The sequence below is a fragment of the Mycoavidus sp. SF9855 genome (assembly GCF_024582735.1).
Classification (GTDB): Bacteria; Pseudomonadota; Gammaproteobacteria; order Burkholderiales; family Burkholderiaceae; genus Mycoavidus.
Genome location: NZ_CP102085.1, coordinates 1,011,220 through 1,028,511, shown reverse-complemented (window position 1 = coordinate 1,028,511; position 17,292 = coordinate 1,011,220). Strand labels below are relative to the sequence as shown.

At 49.3% G+C, this 17,292-nt stretch carries 19 protein-coding genes and 1 pseudogene; 8 read left to right on the top strand and 12 right to left on the bottom strand.

The features are described 5' to 3' along the window. Positions 1 to 66: 66 nt before the first annotated feature. From NQD60_RS04190 to NQD60_RS04175, 4 genes are all read right to left on the bottom strand, one after another. Entirely contained in the window at positions 67 to 3,132 is a 3,066-nt protein-coding gene (locus tag NQD60_RS04190) for an RHS repeat domain-containing protein (RefSeq protein WP_257101186.1), read from the bottom strand. A gap of 275 nt (positions 3,133 to 3,407) precedes the next feature. Beyond that, complete coding sequence (locus tag NQD60_RS04185; RefSeq protein WP_257101185.1) at positions 3,408 to 3,842, bottom strand: Tc toxin subunit A; 435 nt, start codon at positions 3,840 to 3,842, stop codon at positions 3,408 to 3,410. Positions 3,843 to 3,897: 55 nt separating this feature from the next. Continuing rightward, positions 3,898 to 4,044, bottom strand: coding sequence for a hypothetical protein (locus NQD60_RS04180; RefSeq protein WP_257101184.1), 147 nt, complete (start codon positions 4,042 to 4,044; stop codon positions 3,898 to 3,900). A 106-nt stretch (positions 4,045 to 4,150) separates the two neighbouring features. Next, the gene (locus NQD60_RS04175; RefSeq protein ID WP_257101183.1) at positions 4,151 to 4,321 is read right to left on the bottom strand and encodes a hypothetical protein; all 171 of its coding nucleotides are present in this window, start codon (positions 4,319 to 4,321) and stop codon (positions 4,151 to 4,153) included. Positions 4,322 to 4,518: 197 nt separating this feature from the next. Between NQD60_RS04175 and NQD60_RS04170 the strand changes: the two are divergent. Then, positions 4,519 to 4,656, top strand: a pseudogene (locus tag NQD60_RS04170) (recombinase family protein); the annotation flags it as partial. 21 nt (positions 4,657 to 4,677) lie between these two features. Here NQD60_RS04170 and NQD60_RS04165 read toward each other — a convergent pair. Next, entirely contained in the window at positions 4,678 to 6,093 is a 1,416-nt protein-coding gene (locus NQD60_RS04165; RefSeq protein WP_257101182.1) for an MFS transporter, read from the bottom strand. 293 nt (positions 6,094 to 6,386) lie between these two features. Between NQD60_RS04165 and NQD60_RS04160 the strand changes: the two genes are divergently transcribed. Together NQD60_RS04160 and NQD60_RS04155 are read left to right on the top strand one after the other, a co-directional pair. Next, positions 6,387 to 6,734: a holin gene (locus NQD60_RS04160; RefSeq protein WP_257101181.1), complete on the top strand. Its 348-nt coding sequence runs from the start codon at positions 6,387 to 6,389 to the stop codon at positions 6,732 to 6,734. Further along, the gene (locus tag NQD60_RS04155) at positions 6,731 to 6,991 is read left to right on the top strand and encodes a hypothetical protein (RefSeq protein WP_257101180.1); all 261 of its coding nucleotides are present in this window, start codon (positions 6,731 to 6,733) and stop codon (positions 6,989 to 6,991) included. Before NQD60_RS04160 ends, NQD60_RS04155 begins: the two co-directional genes overlap by 4 nt. A 110-nt stretch (positions 6,992 to 7,101) precedes the next feature. Here the strand turns inward: NQD60_RS04155 and radA are convergent, their stop codons facing one another. After that, positions 7,102 to 8,484, bottom strand: a complete 1,383-nt coding sequence (gene radA / locus NQD60_RS04150; protein WP_257101179.1) for a DNA repair protein RadA — start codon at positions 8,482 to 8,484, stop codon at positions 7,102 to 7,104. A 1-nt stretch (position 8,485) separates the two neighbouring features. Beyond that, positions 8,486 to 9,556: an alanine racemase gene (alr, locus tag NQD60_RS04145; RefSeq protein WP_257101178.1), complete on the bottom strand. Its 1,071-nt coding sequence runs from the start codon at positions 9,554 to 9,556 to the stop codon at positions 8,486 to 8,488. Positions 9,557 to 9,692: 136 nt separating this feature from the next. Here alr and lplT point away from each other — a divergent pair, with 136 nt between their 5' ends. Together lplT and thiD are read left to right on the top strand one after the other, a co-directional pair. After that, positions 9,693 to 10,997, top strand: a complete 1,305-nt coding sequence (lplT, locus tag NQD60_RS04140) for a lysophospholipid transporter LplT (RefSeq protein ID WP_257101177.1) — start codon at positions 9,693 to 9,695, stop codon at positions 10,995 to 10,997. Positions 10,998 to 11,031: 34 nt separating this feature from the next. Then, entirely contained in the window at positions 11,032 to 11,838 is an 807-nt protein-coding gene (gene thiD, locus NQD60_RS04135) for a bifunctional hydroxymethylpyrimidine kinase/phosphomethylpyrimidine kinase (protein ID WP_257101176.1), read from the top strand. On the opposite strand, the gene NQD60_RS09165 is transcribed toward thiD, so the two are convergent. After that, positions 11,735 to 11,953, bottom strand: coding sequence for a hypothetical protein (locus NQD60_RS09165; RefSeq protein WP_368736115.1), 219 nt, complete (start codon positions 11,951 to 11,953; stop codon positions 11,735 to 11,737). The two genes, thiD and NQD60_RS09165, sit on opposite strands and share 104 nt — an antisense overlap. A gap of 228 nt (positions 11,954 to 12,181) precedes the next feature. On the opposite strand from NQD60_RS09165, the gene NQD60_RS04130 reads away from it, so the two are divergent. Then, the gene (locus NQD60_RS04130) at positions 12,182 to 12,922 is read left to right on the top strand and encodes an Rpn family recombination-promoting nuclease/putative transposase (RefSeq protein ID WP_257101175.1); all 741 of its coding nucleotides are present in this window, start codon (positions 12,182 to 12,184) and stop codon (positions 12,920 to 12,922) included. Positions 12,923 to 13,095: 173 nt separating this feature from the next. Here NQD60_RS04130 and NQD60_RS04125 read toward each other — a convergent pair whose 3' ends face one another. Continuing rightward, positions 13,096 to 14,487: an ISNCY family transposase gene (locus NQD60_RS04125; RefSeq protein ID WP_257100571.1), complete on the bottom strand. Its 1,392-nt coding sequence runs from the start codon at positions 14,485 to 14,487 to the stop codon at positions 13,096 to 13,098. 131 nt (positions 14,488 to 14,618) lie between these two features. On the opposite strand from NQD60_RS04125, the gene NQD60_RS04120 reads away from it, so the two are divergent. Together NQD60_RS04120 and NQD60_RS04115 are read left to right on the top strand one after the other, a co-directional pair. Continuing rightward, a complete protein-coding gene (locus NQD60_RS04120; protein ID WP_257101174.1) occupies positions 14,619 to 14,867 on the top strand; it encodes a hypothetical protein in 249 nt (82 codons plus the stop codon). Between the two features lie 56 nt (positions 14,868 to 14,923). After that, positions 14,924 to 15,124, top strand: a complete 201-nt coding sequence (locus NQD60_RS04115) for a hypothetical protein (protein WP_257101173.1) — start codon at positions 14,924 to 14,926, stop codon at positions 15,122 to 15,124. A gap of 144 nt (positions 15,125 to 15,268) precedes the next feature. Here the strand turns inward: NQD60_RS04115 and NQD60_RS04110 are convergent, their stop codons facing one another. Genes NQD60_RS04110 through tsaB form a run of 3 tightly spaced genes read right to left on the bottom strand, consistent with a single transcriptional unit; the run spans position 15,269 to position 17,289 of the window. Next, positions 15,269 to 16,021, bottom strand: coding sequence for a uracil-DNA glycosylase family protein (locus tag NQD60_RS04110; protein ID WP_257101172.1), 753 nt, complete (start codon positions 16,019 to 16,021; stop codon positions 15,269 to 15,271). After that, positions 16,008 to 16,490 carry a ribosomal protein S18-alanine N-acetyltransferase gene (gene rimI, locus NQD60_RS04105; protein WP_257101265.1) on the bottom strand — a complete coding sequence of 161 codons (483 nt, stop codon included), beginning with the start codon at positions 16,488 to 16,490 and terminating at the stop codon, positions 16,008 to 16,010. Before rimI ends, NQD60_RS04110 begins: the two co-directional genes overlap by 14 nt. 16 nt (positions 16,491 to 16,506) lie before the next feature. After that, on the bottom strand, positions 16,507 to 17,289 hold the full coding sequence (gene tsaB / locus NQD60_RS04100; protein ID WP_257101171.1) for a tRNA (adenosine(37)-N6)-threonylcarbamoyltransferase complex dimerization subunit type 1 TsaB: 783 nt from the start codon (positions 17,287 to 17,289) through the stop codon (positions 16,507 to 16,509). Positions 17,290 to 17,292 lie beyond the last annotated feature (3 nt).

Sequence of the window (17,292 nt, the reverse complement as noted above, 5' to 3'; positions counted from 1 at the left end):
TTTTTGGCCAATTTTACATTTTTGGGGGATGGGCACAAATAGCCAAATTTAAGTTAAAGTAAAAAATTAATCAATATTGGGCACCACCTCTCTGAGGTTTCTGTAATGATGATTCTCTGCCAGATAATTTATTCCTCTCCCCACACCATATGTGGTGGATAAAACCAGTTCAGCATTTATCGCCTCTATACCAGGAATTTCTATGCCTAGTGGGGCAAGCAACGAAGTTCCCATACTGAGCCCAAATTGCCTATCGATCCATCTCCCTTTCCGAGCGCCATCATTAGCTCCTACTGCGACATTTACTCCCATTTCAGCACTATGCTCAGGACTCTCAAGCAAAGTGCCTACGATAGCAGCAGCAGCCGGAGCCGTAAGCCCAGTTACACGCCCAGGGCGCCCATTATTAATCGTATTATCCGTACCAGAGGCAGCGCCGATTGCATTTGCTGCTCCCATTCTAGCTTCATTACTCATGCCAAGCCCTTCATAGACTTGTTGGGAAACGGTGTTTATTGCAACCGAGTTTACTGCCGACTCTACACTCCCGCCATGAACTTCATTCGCGACTACAGTAGTAATATTAGATCGAGTAGTGACACTCCCTGGAAGTTTGGTCATCAATTTAGCGAATGCATTAGATATTTTGTTACTGAAAAAACCAATTCCACCAGCACTAATAAGACCTGCTACCGCAACGCCGGCAATCACAGGGATCGCAGCTCCAGCTGTTGCCGCAATACCTCCAAGAAGCATTGCGGCGCCCACACCCATAGAAATCGCTTTCAACCATCGGATTTGTTTCACCCTCTGCTCATGCGTACTGTTTTTAAACAGATAGCGAGTGAATCTTTTCCAACCCTGATTTACAACAAAAGAGCCTACTGACCTGGCTATCCCGACCGGAGAGAAATCCAGAGAGAAATCTGAAAAAGAAAAACTGGGTAAGGAGAAATCTGATAGGGAAAAACTGGGTAGGGAAAAACTCGGTAGAGAAAAGCTTGATAGATCTGGTAAAGAAAAACCATTGGAGAAAACATTAGCCGCAGCGTTAATGATCCCGCCCGTCAATGAACGCGTTCCTGCATAGTCGAAGTTAGATACCGGGTTATTCAACACCATTCGATACAGGTTTAGCCCATCTACCGTCCCCATTGAGTCGGTACTCAGCCATCGCCCCACCCAGGGCTGATAATACCGATATCCGTAGTAATATAGCCCCGTCGCGTCTCGTTCCTTACCCGAATAGCGCGCTGTTTTGTAGCTGGCTTCGATCTGGTTTCTCGCTGCCCACACTGCCGTTCCGCCGTACGGATAGTATTCTTCCTGACTGATGATTTCCCCTCGATCATCCAGCTCCAGCGTACTGCTGCCAATCAGATTATCGTAGCTGTAACGCACCTGATTGTTGCTAATACCTGATGGCGGCGTGCTTTCCCAGTGCAGCACGCGCACCTGCGCGCAACCCGCCTCGCCAATAGTGAGAACATGCAAGTCTTCAATTGTGGTGGTTCCGTTGCGTGTCGTACGCAGCTCTAACCTTGGCAGGTAAGCAACTTGCTGTATTCGCACAGTATTACTGGTTTGCCGCTCGCTCACTTTGAGTAGCCGCATTCCATCACCACCATACCGGTACCTTTCCCGATCGCTAGTGCCTTCTTCACGGCTCACCAAAGCAATGTGCTGCAATTCTCCACGGGCATTCCAGTCCACGGGCAAGCCAGGCCTCAGCGACAGCTGATGCCCTCCGACATCAAATAACGCATCCACTCCTTCCGGCGTCAGTCCAGCCTGGCTAAGCACCGCCCGGTTGCTACGATCCGATACCGTGATATCTGTGGTGTAGTTATTACCCGTGGCTGGCGCGCAATGCCGGATTTGGTTCAGGTTGCCTCCCCAATCGTAGGTGTAAGTCCGGGTATATTGAGTATAGACGCTGTTATCAGCAGGCAACGGAGCTATCAACGAGGGAAGCGCGCTTCCCTGTTGGCCAATGTTGGCCATCTCTCGCCCAGTAGCACAGGTAAGTTGGTACAGGGTGTCATAGGTATATGTATTTTCCGGCACCACTTTCTGATTGCGCCAAAACCGAGTTGTTTCCGCCTCATTCCGGAGATTGATCACATTGCCTACCGGATCATATTCATAGCGCAGGTCTTGCAGTACTTTTGCGCCAGCAGGATGGTCGGATGGACAACGGGTAGTAGTGATTCCTATTAGGCGCTGGGTCTGCGGCTCATAGGTATATTCGGTCACGACCCCATTGCCATGCTGCTCACGCAATTTCTGACCGGCTGCCGAGTACGTCAGGGATTTGACGATTTCTTGTTCCCCCTTCCCCGTCAAAGTCAACCAACTCCCCATCAACTGCCCGGCCACATCGTAAGCCACACGCTGCAGGTTTCTCATTGCATCGGTCTGGGTCAGCAAAGTGCCGGTTGCATCGGTCGTGCTCTGTGTAGAATAGACATTTTCAGCGAGCATAGCCTGCCAATTTTCTTCACTGTTACCTGCCCAGTCGGCTTCCTGGTCATCGAGCAACAGCCTCCGAGACAAGGACAGGGCTGTCGCTGACAGGGACAGGCTATTAAGCTGGTTTAGGCCAGCGCTATCATAATGGCGCACGCATTGGCCGGCCAGATTATGGTTCTTCTCAGCCTGTGTGTTCCCGGCCCAAATAAATCGATCCGTGGTACACGGAGTTGACTGTCCGGGCGTCAGCTCGCTGACCGCCAGCGGACGTCCAGGCCGTAAGTGATCTTCATATTGCCAGCGCTTGATAGCGCCTGTAGCTGTCACGGCTAATAAAGGGCGGCCCTCGCAGTCGCTGAGTGATACCGTACACCCCGCATCCACACTTTCCGTACGCAAGGGTTGGCCAGCCAGGTCATAATGCCAAGTGAAATTGGGTTTAACGTTAGTATTGCTCTGCCGAGCAGCATACAGACGTGGGTCGATGCTTTGCACCAACTGCCCGCGAATATTATATTGATGGCGAGTAATGCGCGTCTCAGTTGTACCGCCCACTGCCGTACGGTGCCAGACAAGTGTGCGCACGGCCCGGCCACGGTTGTCGTGAATACTAACAGTAGGTGTACCGGTATGGAGCTCGGGCAAGAAAGTGGATGCCATGTGTCGTCTCCTTAATTATAGGAATCTTAATAGCCCGCTTAGGCATAGTCAGGCACAAAAGCCTCGGCAAACATATAGCAAAGAGCCTGATTTATCGATTAACATCGGCTGCCGTATCATTTTCATCTTCACTCACGGTAAACCAAGGGAATACCTGATATCTACGCAAGTATTTTTTGGCGGTGAGCACCTTATACTCCCGTCCAACTGGGTCGTAAAAGTGCGTATCGGCAAATAGTTCGATACGGGCACTATCATCACTAACGTATTTCCAGTCAGATTGATAAATCTGGATTTTCCATTGTTTTCAGATAGGCCTTAATCCCATCTGCAACGATCTGATTCGCCAGTTGCAGTGCCGGAATCGGTTGATGGGTGCTCTGATGGTCGATCAATAAATGAGCAAAGTCTGGCCGGCGTATATCCAGCTGGATACGTTTGTCGCCCACTCCTGATTCTTCTATTTTCTTCGTCCAGCGATAAATATCCGTCAAATACGAAACCGGTGAATCAATCGCTTCTAGCGCACCAACCTTGCAAAAAGCATCCCAGTTTTCCTTAAACAAATTGGCATAAGTAGGACCCGTCTCAACTAATGATCTCGTCCCCGTGCGTTGCCCTGATACAGGGACAGAGCCAGAAGACAGCTGCCGTTCACGAAAAGAACGGGCAATCTGTATTGCATAGCACATCGCATTGTCATAATGCATGCTCTGCGTCTCCTTTCCACACTCCCCGTAATTTGGAAGCAAACAATGATTTAGGTTAGCGGATAATATCAAAAACCGACTGATAGCCCTGTTCGGCCATGATTGCTGCAAAATCCGTCGGCGCATTCGCCACGCCCGCCTCAGCAGTGCCTGATGAGGGGAGTTTAGCTAGCAAAGGACTACTTTTTTTGTTCTCCACCATGGTTTTCTCGTTAGAAAAATTGAACCAATCCCTTTGCTGGTCGCACCAGCTAAGGATCTAAAGTTTGGTTTGGGATAGCACTGAGTCGCAGGAAATTTAGGTCAGCCTAGTTCCGCTCTTTTTCCCAGAGCACTTTGAGCTCTATAATCAAACGCTCTTTAAGCTGCTGCAGCCACTTGATCGCTGCAATGCCTGATCTAAAGCAATATTTAATATCGTTGGGAACGCCTGAAACAGCTCTTCTAAGCGAATTGATAAAACATGTTTTTTTGCCCATCCTACCCACTCCCTTTTTCTATATTTAGCGGTCAGCGCCCAGAACTGAACACTTTCCTTAGGTATACAAGGTGAAACAACGGGACTACTTTGGTGCTTTATATTTTTTGAGAAATATAGCAAACAACCCAAACATGTGGCAAGAAATTATTTCAATTTCATCAAGTGAGTTTCCCCATACGATCTCATCTTTCCCTCTCGACAATGGATATTCGAGCAACCGTCGAGCAACTTACGGTTTTAGGTGTGCGTGTGCATTGTTTTGCGCTGGGTGGCGTTGACCTCACCAGTCCGGCAGGAAAAATGACCATGCAGGTGATTGCCGCTGTGGCTGACCCTCTTTCAAAGGCATGCGGACTAAGTCGATTGGTAGCCAGACACCTCTGCACCCGCGTCTGGGTCCATGCGCAAGATCATAAAAATGGTGATCATGGTAGGAATTGCAACAAGCATAAACGCAATTTGAAAATTGCTCATGTCGACCGAGATAACGCCACGCGCAGCTTCAACGCTCTCTAGCGCCAACGCCGCAAAAGCGACTCCCACCGCGATTGCGAGTTGCTTCGAAACACTCGAGGCGGTTGAGGCTCGACTCATTGCTGACAGCGGCATATCCGCATAAGACAGGGCCTCCAACGCCATGTATTGCAAGCACCTGCTAAGCCCACCTACAAATAAGATCGCGAGCATGATAATGCGTGGGGTTGTCGGCAAAAATAACGCCAGCATGCTGATACTGAGACCACCGATGATCGCATTGATGCTGAGGGTCCGACGAAAACCTAGGCAACGTAATATTTTTTGAATAAAAAATTTACCGGTTAGAAATCCCGCCGCACTCGCGAAAATCACGCTGCCAGATTGGAGCGGAGTAAAACCGAACCCCACTTGCAGCATCATAGGTAAAAGAAAGAAAAAAGCGCCAGCGCCTACAGCACGGCTGATGAAGCCACAGACGATACCTACTCGATACGTTTTGATCGCAAAAAGTCTCAAATCTAATGCGGGAGCCACCATCTTTCTTGCTCGCCAAAAATAAACGAGCATTAAAACAACCCCTGACATTATCAATGCATATGGCCACCATGAGCGGTCCCCCATCGCCGAAAAACCATATCCGATTGCTGCCAAGCCTAGTCCGGAAAGGAGAAAGCCAATTAGATCGAAAGCTGAAGGTGCGTCACGAAATTTAGGAACGTATTTAATGCCAACTACGATGATCGCGATGCCGATGGGTACGTTGATCCAGAATAACCAGCTCCAGTGAACATAAGTCGTCACCAAGCCCCCAATCATTGGGCCAATGATAGTTCCGATGGTGGCAGGGATGGTTATGTTTGAGAAAGCTCGGATGAACTCACTCTTAGCCATTGAGCGCACCAGGATTAATCGCCCAACAGGAAAAACCATCGCACCACCAACGCCTTGCAGACCGCGAGCTGCTACAAAAATATAAAAATTGGGGGCGCTGGCGCAGACAATCGAGGCCAATGTGAAAAGAGTAATCGCGCTGCAAAAAACCTTGCGGGCACCAAAACGATCTGTACACCAACCACTAATCGGAATGAAAATGGCCATGGCTAAAAAATAGGCAACAAAAGCTAACTTTAACTGTATGACCTCAACCTGAAAGCTCGCAGCAATAGCGGGTAGCGCCGTCGAGAGCATGCTGCTGTCAATGCCCTCCATTAGCAGAGCAGTGGCAATGATGAATTGAAGAATAAAGAGGGGACGGTTGGCTGACGGCGGCGTTAGCGAAATAGCTTTGCTCATTTTTTTCCTAATCTCAAAGTTTTCCTGCTTGCATTAAACCGTAAGTAGTTCCTACTTGGTTGGGCAGTAAGCCCTTGTCAAAGGGCGAGGTTAGCCGGTACATGTATAGTATTTCTCAGCATATCATCAAGCGCAAGGTTTGAGACGCAGTCTTTGCTGCTTGCCTCAGTTTTAGGTTCCGCTGGACTTCAACTCCCAGGCGTTATAGATTAGAGTGTGTCAAAATAGTAGAAAAAATTGTCAAATCATAACGTTGGGTTGAGGCTCGCCCTTTATTCACAAAAGTTAAAAAGATGATTGAACCGATCGTAAATGCAGCGGTTGCCCTATGGCTCGATAGCGAAGCCTGGCTACTCCTACTTTTGCCTAGCGCCGCGGGTTCGGCTTGCTCGTTAAAATGTTTGGGCGAGCCTTTGCATAGATGGCAAAAGCTCTATACTTTTCTGATCGGAGTCGGCTGTGCGGTTTTTATTGCACCTGCTCTGGTCGAAATTTTGGGCATTACTGGCCAAAAAACAGAAGTTTGTATTAATTTTCTGGTGGGGTTGTTTGCGTTGGCGGTCATCAGCCAAATCTTCAAAGAAATTCAATCAGCGGATTTCATCGGCACAATCAAGCGCTATTTGTTGGGAAAACCATGAATATTTTAATTGCGATTGGCTATGGCGTGATTTTTTTGATTACAACTTGGGCGGTGCTTAATCCGCATATTCCGACCAAAATTATCGGTACTTTTGGTTTATCGGGAATCGCCCTCGCCTCTTTTTCATCGATTGTGGTAGAACCTGCGCTCTACAGTGCAAATGCGGTTAGCATCAAGCCGACAGAATGGATGCTAGTGCTCTGTAACGCGCTCGTAGGGATATGGTTTTTTATCCGCTGGGTGCGACGGCAATAGCTCTCATTAAAAAAATGGCTAAGCCGAGCTGTGCAAAGCATTTTTGCATATGGTGCTGCAAACTGGCACGCATATCAACTGAATGCACGGGCACACAGGTAGGTTGGCTATCATGAATTATTATTGCGTGCCCGTATCTGTTCAATCGCTTTTTCAATCCGGTCAACAGCAATTATTTCAAGCCCTTCAATCGGCTGCTTAGGGGCGTTTGCGGCTGGAATCAAAGCCATTGAAAAACCAAGCTTGGCCGCTTCCTTCAAGCGCTCTTGTCCGCGTGGGCAAGGGCGGATTTCGCCAGCCAGCCCAATTTCGCCAAATACCACTAAGCCGTTAGGCAACGGTTTGTTGCGCAGGGAGGATTGAATTGCCAGCAACACTGCAAGATCCGCGGCTGGCTCAGAGATTTTGACGCCCCCTACGGCATTTAAAAACACGTCTTGATCAAAACACGCAATGCCTGCATGCCGGTTTAATACCGCCAATAACATCGCCAGCCGATTTTGCTCAAGCCCTACTGCGAGTCGACGGGGATTGGGTATATGAGCGGTGTCGACTAAGGCCTGAATCTCAACCAACAATGGCCGCGAGCCTTCTTGCGTGACTAACACACAAGAGCCGGGCACTCTGTGTTCATGTTGTGATAGAAAAAGCGCAGAGGGGTTCGCTACCCCGCGCAAACCGCGCTCGGTCATCGCAAACACCCCGAGCTCATTGACTGCGCCAAAGCGATTTTTAAAGGCCCGCACCAGCCGGTAGGCGGAATGAGTATCCCCCTCAAAATACAGCACTGTGTCAACAATATGTTCCAGCACCCGCGGCCCGGCCAGACTGCCTTCTTTGGTCACATGGCCGACCATAATGATAGTCACGCCCATTTGCTTGGCTAAGCGCGTGAGTTGCGCGGCACATTCGCGGACTTGGGCAACTGAGCCAGGCGCTGAGCTCAGCGCCTCTGAATAGACGGTTTGGATCGAATCAATCACCGCCACTGCCGGCCGTTCAGCAGTAATTGCTGCTTGTATTTTCTCGAGCTGAATCTCGGCTAGCAAATGCAGCTCGCTTGCGGGCGCCGTGCTTTCCATTAAACCCAAGCGCTGCGCGCGCAAAGCGATTTGTGCAGACGACTCTTCGCCGCTCACATAAAGCGCGCGACGCTCACGGGCCAAGACGGCAAGCGATTGCAATAACAGGGTTGATTTACCAATGCCCGGGTCTCCGCCAATTAGGACCACCCCACCTGCCACTAAACCACCACCAAGCACCCGGTCAAACTCTTGAATGCCACTTGAAAAGCGTGGCACATCGGCGGCCTCGATGGCCGCCAGTTTTTGCACCGGAGCGGTCTTGGCTAGCGCTTGATAGCGGTGGGTGGCGGGTGCTTCAGCTACGGTCTCAATCAGTGAATTCCATGCATTGCAGGCAAGACACTGCCCTTGCCATTTGGGCGACTGCGCGCCACAAACACCACAGGCATAAAGCGTTTTTTTTGCCATTTTAGCTCACCTGTACAGAGACGCGCGGCGCAAGCGCACATAACAACTCATACCCTATCGTGCCACAAGCCTGTGCAACCTCGTCAACCGCTAGCTGCTCACCCCATAATTGTACGTTAGAGCCGACGCCGGCGTTGGGTAGTGAGGTTAAATCAACCGTCATCATATCCATCGACACGCGGCCAACAAGCTGAGTCCGCACGCCGTCTACGAAGACTGGCGTGCCAGCGGGAGCTGCGCGTGGATAACCATCTGCATAACCACACGCTACTGCGCCAATGCGCATGAGTTTTTCTGCTTTATAAATAGAACCATAGCCTACTGTGTCTCCTGGCGCTAGGTTTTGCACGGCGATAATCTCACTGGTCAGCGTCATTGCGGGCAAAAAGCCGTGGCCGGTAAGCGCTGCCACCGCACCAGAGGGGGATGCGCCATAGAGCAAAATACCTGGGCGCACCCAGTCGGCATGGGTGCGCGCATGCCACAGCACAGCAGCCGAATTGGCTAGGCAACGCGAGCCAGCCAACTCTTTGGCGCCGCGTTCAAATTCATCCATTTGGTGTTCAATGCCGCGGCCGTTATCGGCATCAGAAAAATGCGTCATGAGCGTAATTTGACCGATATTCGTGCAGTCACGAGCACGTTGCCAAGCGGCTTGATATGACTCTGGCCGATAGCCAAGCCGGTTCATGCCGGTATTCATTTTTAAGTGAATATTGATTGGCTTGCTTAAGCGTGCTGCGACAAGCATTTGCAGCTGTGCATCGCAATGAATTGCGGTACTCAAACTGTAACGATCGATCATTTCAAGGTCGCTAGGATGAAAAAATCCTTCAAGCAACAAAATCGGCCCCGCCCAGCCAAGCTCCCGCAATTTAATCCCGGACTCAACATCAATCACGCCAAAACCATCGGTCTTACAAAGTCCTCGCAAAGCATGGGCAAGTCCATGCCCGTAAGCATTCGCTTTAACGATAGACCAGATTTTGGAGTGCGGCGCAAGGTGGCGGATAATCTCGAGATTATGAGCCAGTGCGAGCAGATTAATAGCGGCAGAAATTGGACGGGGCATGGATTATGATAGTAGGGACAAATCGTGTTGTCCTAAGGTTGTTCACTCAGAAAACCGTATTTTCGTGTTATAACGTCACGAAAACAACCCTCTTTTGCATAACTCTTTTCGCAGCAGCCTAGGCTACTTGATTTCAATGAAAAAAGGTTTTTACATTATTATGGCCGCGCAGTTCTTTTCTTCGCTGGCCGACAATGCTTTACTCATCGCTGCCATCGCTTTACTGAGCGATCTACTTGCACCGCAGTGGATGACTCCGCTGCTGAAGCTTTTTTTTGTGCTTTCTTATGTGCTACTGGCGGCTTTTGTCGGCGCTTTTGCCGATTCTATGCTCAAAGGCCGGGTGATGTTGATCACCAATGCCATTAAAGTAGCCGGCTGCCTAACGATGTTGTTTGGCGCCCACCCACTACTCGCTTATGGCATTGTAGGTTTTGGCGCAGCCGCCTATTCACCTGCCAAATATGGCATTCTCACTGAACTGCTACCGCCTGAAAAATTAGTTGCTGCAAATGGTTGGATTGAAGGTACCACGGTTAGCTCAATCATTCTTGGCACAGCGCTTGGCGGCCTCTTGATTAGCCCTCCGATTGCGCGTCATCTACTTGAACTCAATCTACCGTTAATCGAGACTCGCACACAAGCTGCCATGCTGGTGATTACCGGGGTTTATATTCTGGCCTCAGCGTTTAATCTTGGCATTCCAGATACCGGCGCCCGCTATCCGAAGCAGCAATCTAATCCGTTGCGCTTATTGGCCGATTTTTCTCATTGCTTTGTCACCCTATGGCATGACAAACTTGGCCAGATTTCGCTTGCCGTCACGACTTTATTTTGGGGCGTAGGCGCGAGCTTGCAATTTATTGTACTGAAATGGGCGGAGATATCGCTTGGCATGAGCTTGTCCCAAGGAGCGGCGCTACAGGTCGTAGTCTCGTTAGGGGTGGCGATAGGCGCCATCATTGCCGCCGCCAAAATTCCACTGCAGCGCTCGCTCAGTGTCCTGCCAATCGGCATTTTAATGGGCCTGGCGCTAATCGTGATGGCATTTATCACGCATGATCTTGCGCCAAGCTGGAGCTTAAATCTGGGTTATCTACAAATACCTATGTATTTGGTGCTGGCTAACCTGCTCTTACTGATAGTCGGTCTACTTTCAGGCTTTTTCTTAGTGCCGATGAATGCCTTGCTGCAGCATCGAGGACATGTTTTACTTTCCGCTGGCCACTCAATTGCAGTGCAAAATTTCAACGAGAATTTGTCAGTCCTGGTGATGCTATGCCTGTATTCGGCTCTGATTTGGTTTGATATTTCAGTTAAATTAGTGATCGTCTTGTTCGGGATCTCGGTTTGCCTCATGATGTGGGCTTTGATGCGCTTACATCAAGCCAATCAACGCCAATTTGATTCAGTGGCGTTGATTGGCGAGCATAAACATTAACCTCTAGCTTAGGGAAATGCCAAGGAAGCTCTCTATGCCTACTTCTATTCACAATGTACTCACGATCGCAGGCTCCGACTCTGGAGGTGGCGCTGGCGTGCAGGCTGATTTGAAAACTTTTTCAGCGCTGGGCGTGTATGGGGCAACGGTGATTACTGCCCTCACCGCACAAAATACTCATGGCGTACAGAGCGTTTATACGCCGACAGCAGAATTTGTCAGCGCACAGATCGACGCTGTCTTAAGCGATATCAAGATTGATGCCATCAAAATCGGTATGCTTGCAAATGCAGGTATTGTGCGGGCGGTCGCGGCTGCGTTGCGTCGCTACCAACCAGCGCATGTGATTCTGGATACGGTGATGTTCTCAAAAAGCAAGCATGCACTGCTCGATACAGAGGCCATTGCCACCTTACGCGAAGAACTCATGCCCCTGGCCGAGTTGGTTACCCCAAATCTGCCTGAGGCGGCCGCTTTGCTCGAACAAGACTGCGCGACCAGTGAAGAAGAGATGGTACGCCAAGGCGAAGCACTGCGGGCTCTAGGCGCGCGCGCGGTTTTGATGAAGGGCGGCCACCTGAATGGTGAATTCAGCCCTGATTGGTTGATTGAAGCAAATGGCAATACCCGCCTGGGTGGTGCACGCGTTCTAAGTGCCCATACCCATGGCACAGGCTGCACGTTGTCCTCGGCGATTGCGGCCTTAAGACCGCAACGGCTAGATTTAGAAAGTGCGGTCAGTGATGCCAAGGCTTACCTGACCCAGACCTTAATGCATAGCTCAAGCTTGACGGTAGGAAGCGGCATCGGTCCGGTGCATCATTTTTATCAGTGGTGGTAGCCATCATGACAACTGTCCCCAGCCTTTTAATGGCCTGATGCGCAGCATAACGCCCAGCAAAAAATTCCGCTTTTCTTTTAATGTTTGCACGGTTTAGGGAAGGCGCAGACTCAATCTCGTGCTGAGCGAAAAGCGCATCATCGTAGCGAGTTTTGTCAAATTCACATAGATAGCCGCTGGTGTTTATTAAATGTGGAAGATCGAATAATCCCTCATTAAAAAGAACTCTTTCAGGGAAAACAAATTAGCCATTCGGCCTAGTATTTATTATTAGGGCATCGTGCCAAAATATTTAGCATTCTCAACCTGTTGGCGGTAAGTCAACAAACAAGATAAATGCTAGATGAACAACTTATCAATGCCGCACGATGCCTTATTTAAATTATTTCTTATGGATGTCGAGATTGCTAAAGAATTTCTACAAATCCATTTGCCTGACTCTTGGCAACAAGAATTTGATTTCAATACTCTATCCCTTGCTCCGGGCGCATTCGTTGAGTCCAATTTAAGCCAGCATTACAGCGATATTGTTTATTCAGTCCACATAATGAAAAACCAAGGCTTAGCGTATATCCTGCTAGAACATGAAAGTGCGGCGGGTAAGTTAACGCCTTTTAAGCTGTGGCGTTATCAAAGTGCCATCATGAAACAACACCTTAATCAAGGCGATACATTGCTACCGGTGGTATTGCCATTAATTTTTTATCGGGGTGCAGATCCATATAAAGGCTCACTCTGCCTCTTAGAGTGTTTCAGACACAAGCCAATAGCACAAAAAATATTTGCGTTAACAGAACCCATTCAACTGATTGCGTTATCGACTATACCAGACGCAGTGTTGATGACACATAAACGTTGTGCAGTAATGGAATTGGCGCAAAAATACATTCATAGTTTGGAGTTGATGGAGCTTGCACCGAAAATATTTGAGCTATTTGAGCATTATCCAATTTCGATTGAAAAAAGACAAGCATTACTATATTATCTAGCAAAGGAAGGCCGAGGAATAGACACGCAATTTGTCCAATCTATGATTAACATCGCACTGTCAAGGCTCAATTCAAATGTCCCACTTTTAACTTAATAGAAATGTCCTATTTGTCTAGCTTTAAATAATAGAAAGCGTAGGGTTGTCCACGGCAGCCCTCGCCGGGCTCTATCAAGCCCAAGAGCGGGGGCTGCCGTGGACAACCCGGTTAGCAGTGTTACAGCAATCATTGTGCAAAATTAAGCCCACTTCGTTGCAAAAGCGATGATTCAATTCTGTGTCAGATTGTTAACAACAGAAATCGCATGATTGAGATCTGCAGCGTTCAATTCTCGCTGTTTTTTAAGGCCTTTATCCTTCACTTTGGACTTAACGGGTTGGCCTGCATGGGTCCGCGAGGGGGCGTGTGTATTACGACGGTTATCCCGTTTTGCTTGTACGGTCTGAGCTACTCTCAAGACATGGCTTAAGCGTTTATTTTCCACGATTGAGCTCTGATCAATCTCCGACAAGCGGTCATAAATTGTGTAGGGCACAGAGGTGCCATTGCTCCAGACCTCGATGTGACCGTCCGGGTATTCAACGATTTCGAGATACTTACGGATCAAACAGCGCATCTCGGGATTATCTGGCAACAAATATAAAATTTTATCGTACTGCAAGGTCAGGTTGCAGGAGACTTTGCGGAGCTCTCGCCAGGTAAAAATATGATCCAAATTCTCATCGCTACGAATCCCTCTGTGAGCATTGAAGTCACTACGTGGCGGTTTGGCAAAACGAGCGTTGATATCACAAATAAAATGTGGCGCAAAGGCATTTGCTTCTTGCTGGGTAGAGATGCCGCGTAGCCGTAACTCCTTGACTAAACGGTCCTGTAAGGTCAAATTCATTCGTTCTACACGACCTTTAGCTTGACTGGTATTGGCGCAGATACTTTCGATATTTAATTCGTACATCGCTCGAGCAAATTGGGTGTGTCCTTTACCCGAAGTTGCGTCTTTGGCATTGACTCGAAAAACGCTAGCCTTGTCACTGTAGAACGCTACAGGTTTGCCGTGTTTATCTAAATATTTACGAGTGGCCTCGAAGTATGAGAAAGTAGATTCGGTTGCCGTAAAGTGTAGCGCCATCAATTGGCTGGTCGCATCGTCAACGTACACTAGCAATGTGCATGAGGGCGCACGGTCTTCAAACCAAAAGTGGTCACTGCCATCGATCTGGATCAGTTCGCCCAGACAGGATCGTCGATTTCTAGGCTGGTAAACCTTAGCAGACCGTTGTCGTCTAGGGACCCATAGACCTGCCTCAATCATCAAGCGACGCACCGTTTCCTTGCCCAGCTTAATGTCGTGACATTCGTATAGCTTCTCGCAAGCCAGCGTTGGACCAAAGTCCACGTAGTGCTCACGAATGAGTGCAATCGCACGCCCAGAAATACCCGCTGGTAGCTGATGATTGCTCGCTTTGCCACGGTGCCGGGACGGTACTCCAGCCGCCCCGAAGTTGCGATACCGATCAACGATTCGTGTCATCTGCCGAAGGCTCAAACCTAGGTGCTCTGCTGCCTGGTAACGTTTCAAACGACGTTCGATAACTGCTTGTATAACCTTGACCCGCTCAAGTTCGAGCATGCTCATCGTAATCCATCCTGGTTTAGCCATACTACGCCTTAGATCAGCAAAATAAGCCCCTTAGCATAAGGCTAGTGATCTAAAAGTAGGACTTTTGTACTGAGCTAAAATAGGACATTACTATTGGGGGCCTACACGCACCACATTACCAGGAGGATATTATGTCTGCTGCACAATATTTAATTGAAGAGGGCCGGCAAAAAGGGCTACTCGAAGGACAGCAAAAGGGGCTGCTCGAAGGACAGCAAAAGGGATTGCTCGAAGGGCAGCAAAAGGGACTGCTCGAAGGTTGGCAAAAAGCTGCACTTGAAATTGCTAAAAATTTGCTAGCAGGAGGTGCCGCGCTAGATTTGATCAAGCAAGCCACTAAACTTTCTGACGATAAAATCAAAGAGCTTACATGTCATTGAATCGTACGCAATAGAATGGATGCTCGTACCCTAAACCACATTATCGGGAGGATATTATGTCTGCTGCACAATATTTAATTGAAGAGGGCCGGCAAAAAGGGCTACTTGAAGGGCAGCAAAAGGGATTGCTCGAAGGGCAGCAAAAAGCTGCGCTTGAAATTGCTAAAAATTTGCTAGCAAGAGGTGTCACGCTAGATTTGATCAAGCAAGCCACTAAACTTTCTGACGATAAAATCAAAGCACTTACATTTCATTGAATTGTACGTATTAGAGTAGGAGCGCAATATGCCATACTTAACCAGCATTGAACGTCTGGGTAGACAGGAAGGTCTGCAATTAAGGTGCCGGTAGCTCGTATCCCAACCATTATCGCGATACGCCAACACAAGAATTGAAATTAACTAACGACTTATTTCTTGATAAATTTCTTGCGCTCGGCATAGATCCGCCCACGCTTTTGCTTTATCAGGTAAATTGCGCAACAAATAAGCTGGGTGATACGTGACAATCACAGGCACGCCTTCATATTGATGCACACGCGTCCGTAACGATGAAATACTGGCATCGGTTTTGAGTAAACTTTGCGCCGCAAAGCGGCCAAGCGCGATAATCAGTTGCGGTCGAATGATCGCTAGCTGTCGTTTTAGATACGGCTCACATTGAGCCACTTCATCAAATTGAGGATCACGATTGCCAGGCGGGCGGCATTTGATGACATTCGCAATATAGACACCATTATTACGCGTGCGCCCTACTGCGCGCAGCATATTATCAAGCAGCTTACCGGCCTGCCCTACAAAAGGCTCTCCTAAGCGGTCTTCATTTGCGCCAGGCGCTTCGCCTACGAGCATCCAACTCGCCTTTTCATCGCCAGTGCCAAATACCGTTTGAGTGCGCTTTTCGCATAACCGGCAACGCGTACAATTGGCAACGCGTGCTTTGAGAGTGTCCCAATCAAGCAGGTTAATTGGCGTTTCAGAGGAAACTGGGAACGAGCCAGGCGTGGCTTCAAGTTCTTTTGTTTGCGCCTCGATGCTCGTGATTGGGCTTGAATCAACCGCCACGGGTCCAGCGACGTTGGCTGTATCCGCGGCACGCCTCACCCATACCGGCAGCAAACCCAGTTCTTCTAAAATCGGATCAGGTCGAGACATCTGCACTCTCCATGGATAATGTCAACCGCATGACAGTCGCATCTTCACGCGTGCCATGTTGAGCTAAATAATAGCCTTTCCGGTGGCCGATAACCATAAAGCCAAATTGCTGATATAACCGGAGGGCACGCTGATTCGAGGATCTTACTTCAAGTAAAAGCTGAGGCAACTTTGCCGTACGCGTGCATTGGATGGCTGCATTCAGCAGCGCGTGGCCCATACCGAGGCCCTGAGCAGGTGGCGCGACACATAAATTTAATATATGCATTTCGTCCACGACTGGCATTAAAACACAGTAACCTAGTAGGGTCCCACCGATATCACGCATGCAAATGCCAAGATTATTATTGTGTAACGCATCTTCAAATTGAACCAGGCTCCACGGAAAAGCATAGGCAACATGCTCAATGGCCATCACTTCAGATAAATCAATCTGACGCATTGCCGCAAAATGATATGCCGTAGGCATGACTGCACTCACCCGCTCATCCTCGCTGGATAGTAGATACATTCACCGCCTTGCTAGGCATGGATGAGCTGCTAACCGCTTGAGCCGCGCGCTCGGCAGTCGTCAAGGCCACTTTATTGCGAATATAAAGCGGCATCGCACATTCAGCAGATACAGTATGGCCCGCCCGCAAACTGCATAAACCCAGGGTAGCAATCGCTGCTGCATGAGGCAGCGCTAACCGATCAATACTCGCTGCGTGTGGCAAGGCAGCAAGCCGCTCGCCAAAGATATCGGCAGCATTGCCCGCCAGGGTGAATGGAGCATCTGGGATTTTGACAGCTTCAGGTGAGGTAAGTGTCACAGGTTGCACAATCTGCCAACTATGTGTGCTTTGATCCCAGTCAAACTGCGCCCAATACACTTCATTCATACGCGCATCCAGTGCTGCCAGCACTCTTGTGATCGCTGGCGCGCGCTCACGCGCAGCTTGCGCGCAGGCCAGCAAAGTGCTCACCGGCACCACCGGCACCTGCAGCGCAAAGGCTAATCCTTGTACCACGCCGGTTGCAGTACGCAAGCCGGTAAACGAGCCGGGCCCCACGCCAAAAGCAAGCGCCGTGCACTCACGCAGATTGAGCTGGGCCTCAGCGAATACTTCTTGCACAGCCGGCAACACACGCGAACTGGCGGCGGCTCCCGTCAATTCATGGCGGATAAAAAGTTGCGATTGCGCCCTCGCGGTCGAGCTTACCGCAAGCGCCACAGAACAAAATTCGGTGGATGTATCAATGGCAAGCAGAGTGGTCGTGCGACTCATAAA

Coding starts and splice junctions, on each gene's coding strand:
- NQD60_RS04190 (WP_257101186.1), bottom strand. CDS start 3,132: ATGGCATCCACTTTCTTGCCCGAGCTCCATACCGGTACACCTACTGTT.
- NQD60_RS04185 (WP_257101185.1), bottom strand. CDS start 3,842: ATGCATTATGACAATGCGATGTGCTATGCAATACAGATTGCCCGTTCT.
- NQD60_RS04180 (WP_257101184.1), bottom strand. CDS start 4,044: ATGGTGGAGAACAAAAAAAGTAGTCCTTTGCTAGCTAAACTCCCCTCA.
- NQD60_RS04175 (WP_257101183.1), bottom strand. CDS start 4,321: ATGGGCAAAAAAACATGTTTTATCAATTCGCTTAGAAGAGCTGTTTCA.
- NQD60_RS04165 (WP_257101182.1), bottom strand. CDS start 6,093: ATGAGCAAAGCTATTTCGCTAACGCCGCCGTCAGCCAACCGTCCCCTC.
- NQD60_RS04160 (WP_257101181.1), top strand. CDS start 6,387: ATGATTGAACCGATCGTAAATGCAGCGGTTGCCCTATGGCTCGATAGC.
- NQD60_RS04155 (WP_257101180.1), top strand. CDS start 6,731: ATGAATATTTTAATTGCGATTGGCTATGGCGTGATTTTTTTGATTACA.
- radA (WP_257101179.1), bottom strand. CDS start 8,484: ATGGCAAAAAAAACGCTTTATGCCTGTGGTGTTTGTGGCGCGCAGTCG.
- alr (WP_257101178.1), bottom strand. CDS start 9,556: ATGCCCCGTCCAATTTCTGCCGCTATTAATCTGCTCGCACTGGCTCAT.
- lplT (WP_257101177.1), top strand. CDS start 9,693: ATGAAAAAAGGTTTTTACATTATTATGGCCGCGCAGTTCTTTTCTTCG.
- thiD (WP_257101176.1), top strand. CDS start 11,032: ATGCCTACTTCTATTCACAATGTACTCACGATCGCAGGCTCCGACTCT.
- NQD60_RS04130 (WP_257101175.1), top strand. CDS start 12,182: ATGAACAACTTATCAATGCCGCACGATGCCTTATTTAAATTATTTCTT.
- NQD60_RS04125 (WP_257100571.1), bottom strand. CDS start 14,487: ATGGCTAAACCAGGATGGATTACGATGAGCATGCTCGAACTTGAGCGG.
- NQD60_RS04120 (WP_257101174.1), top strand. CDS start 14,619: ATGTCTGCTGCACAATATTTAATTGAAGAGGGCCGGCAAAAAGGGCTA.
- NQD60_RS04115 (WP_257101173.1), top strand. CDS start 14,924: ATGTCTGCTGCACAATATTTAATTGAAGAGGGCCGGCAAAAAGGGCTA.
- NQD60_RS04110 (WP_257101172.1), bottom strand. CDS start 16,021: ATGTCTCGACCTGATCCGATTTTAGAAGAACTGGGTTTGCTGCCGGTA.
- rimI (WP_257101265.1), bottom strand. CDS start 16,490: ATGCCTACGGCATATCATTTTGCGGCAATGCGTCAGATTGATTTATCT.
- tsaB (WP_257101171.1), bottom strand. CDS start 17,289: ATGAGTCGCACGACCACTCTGCTTGCCATTGATACATCCACCGAATTT.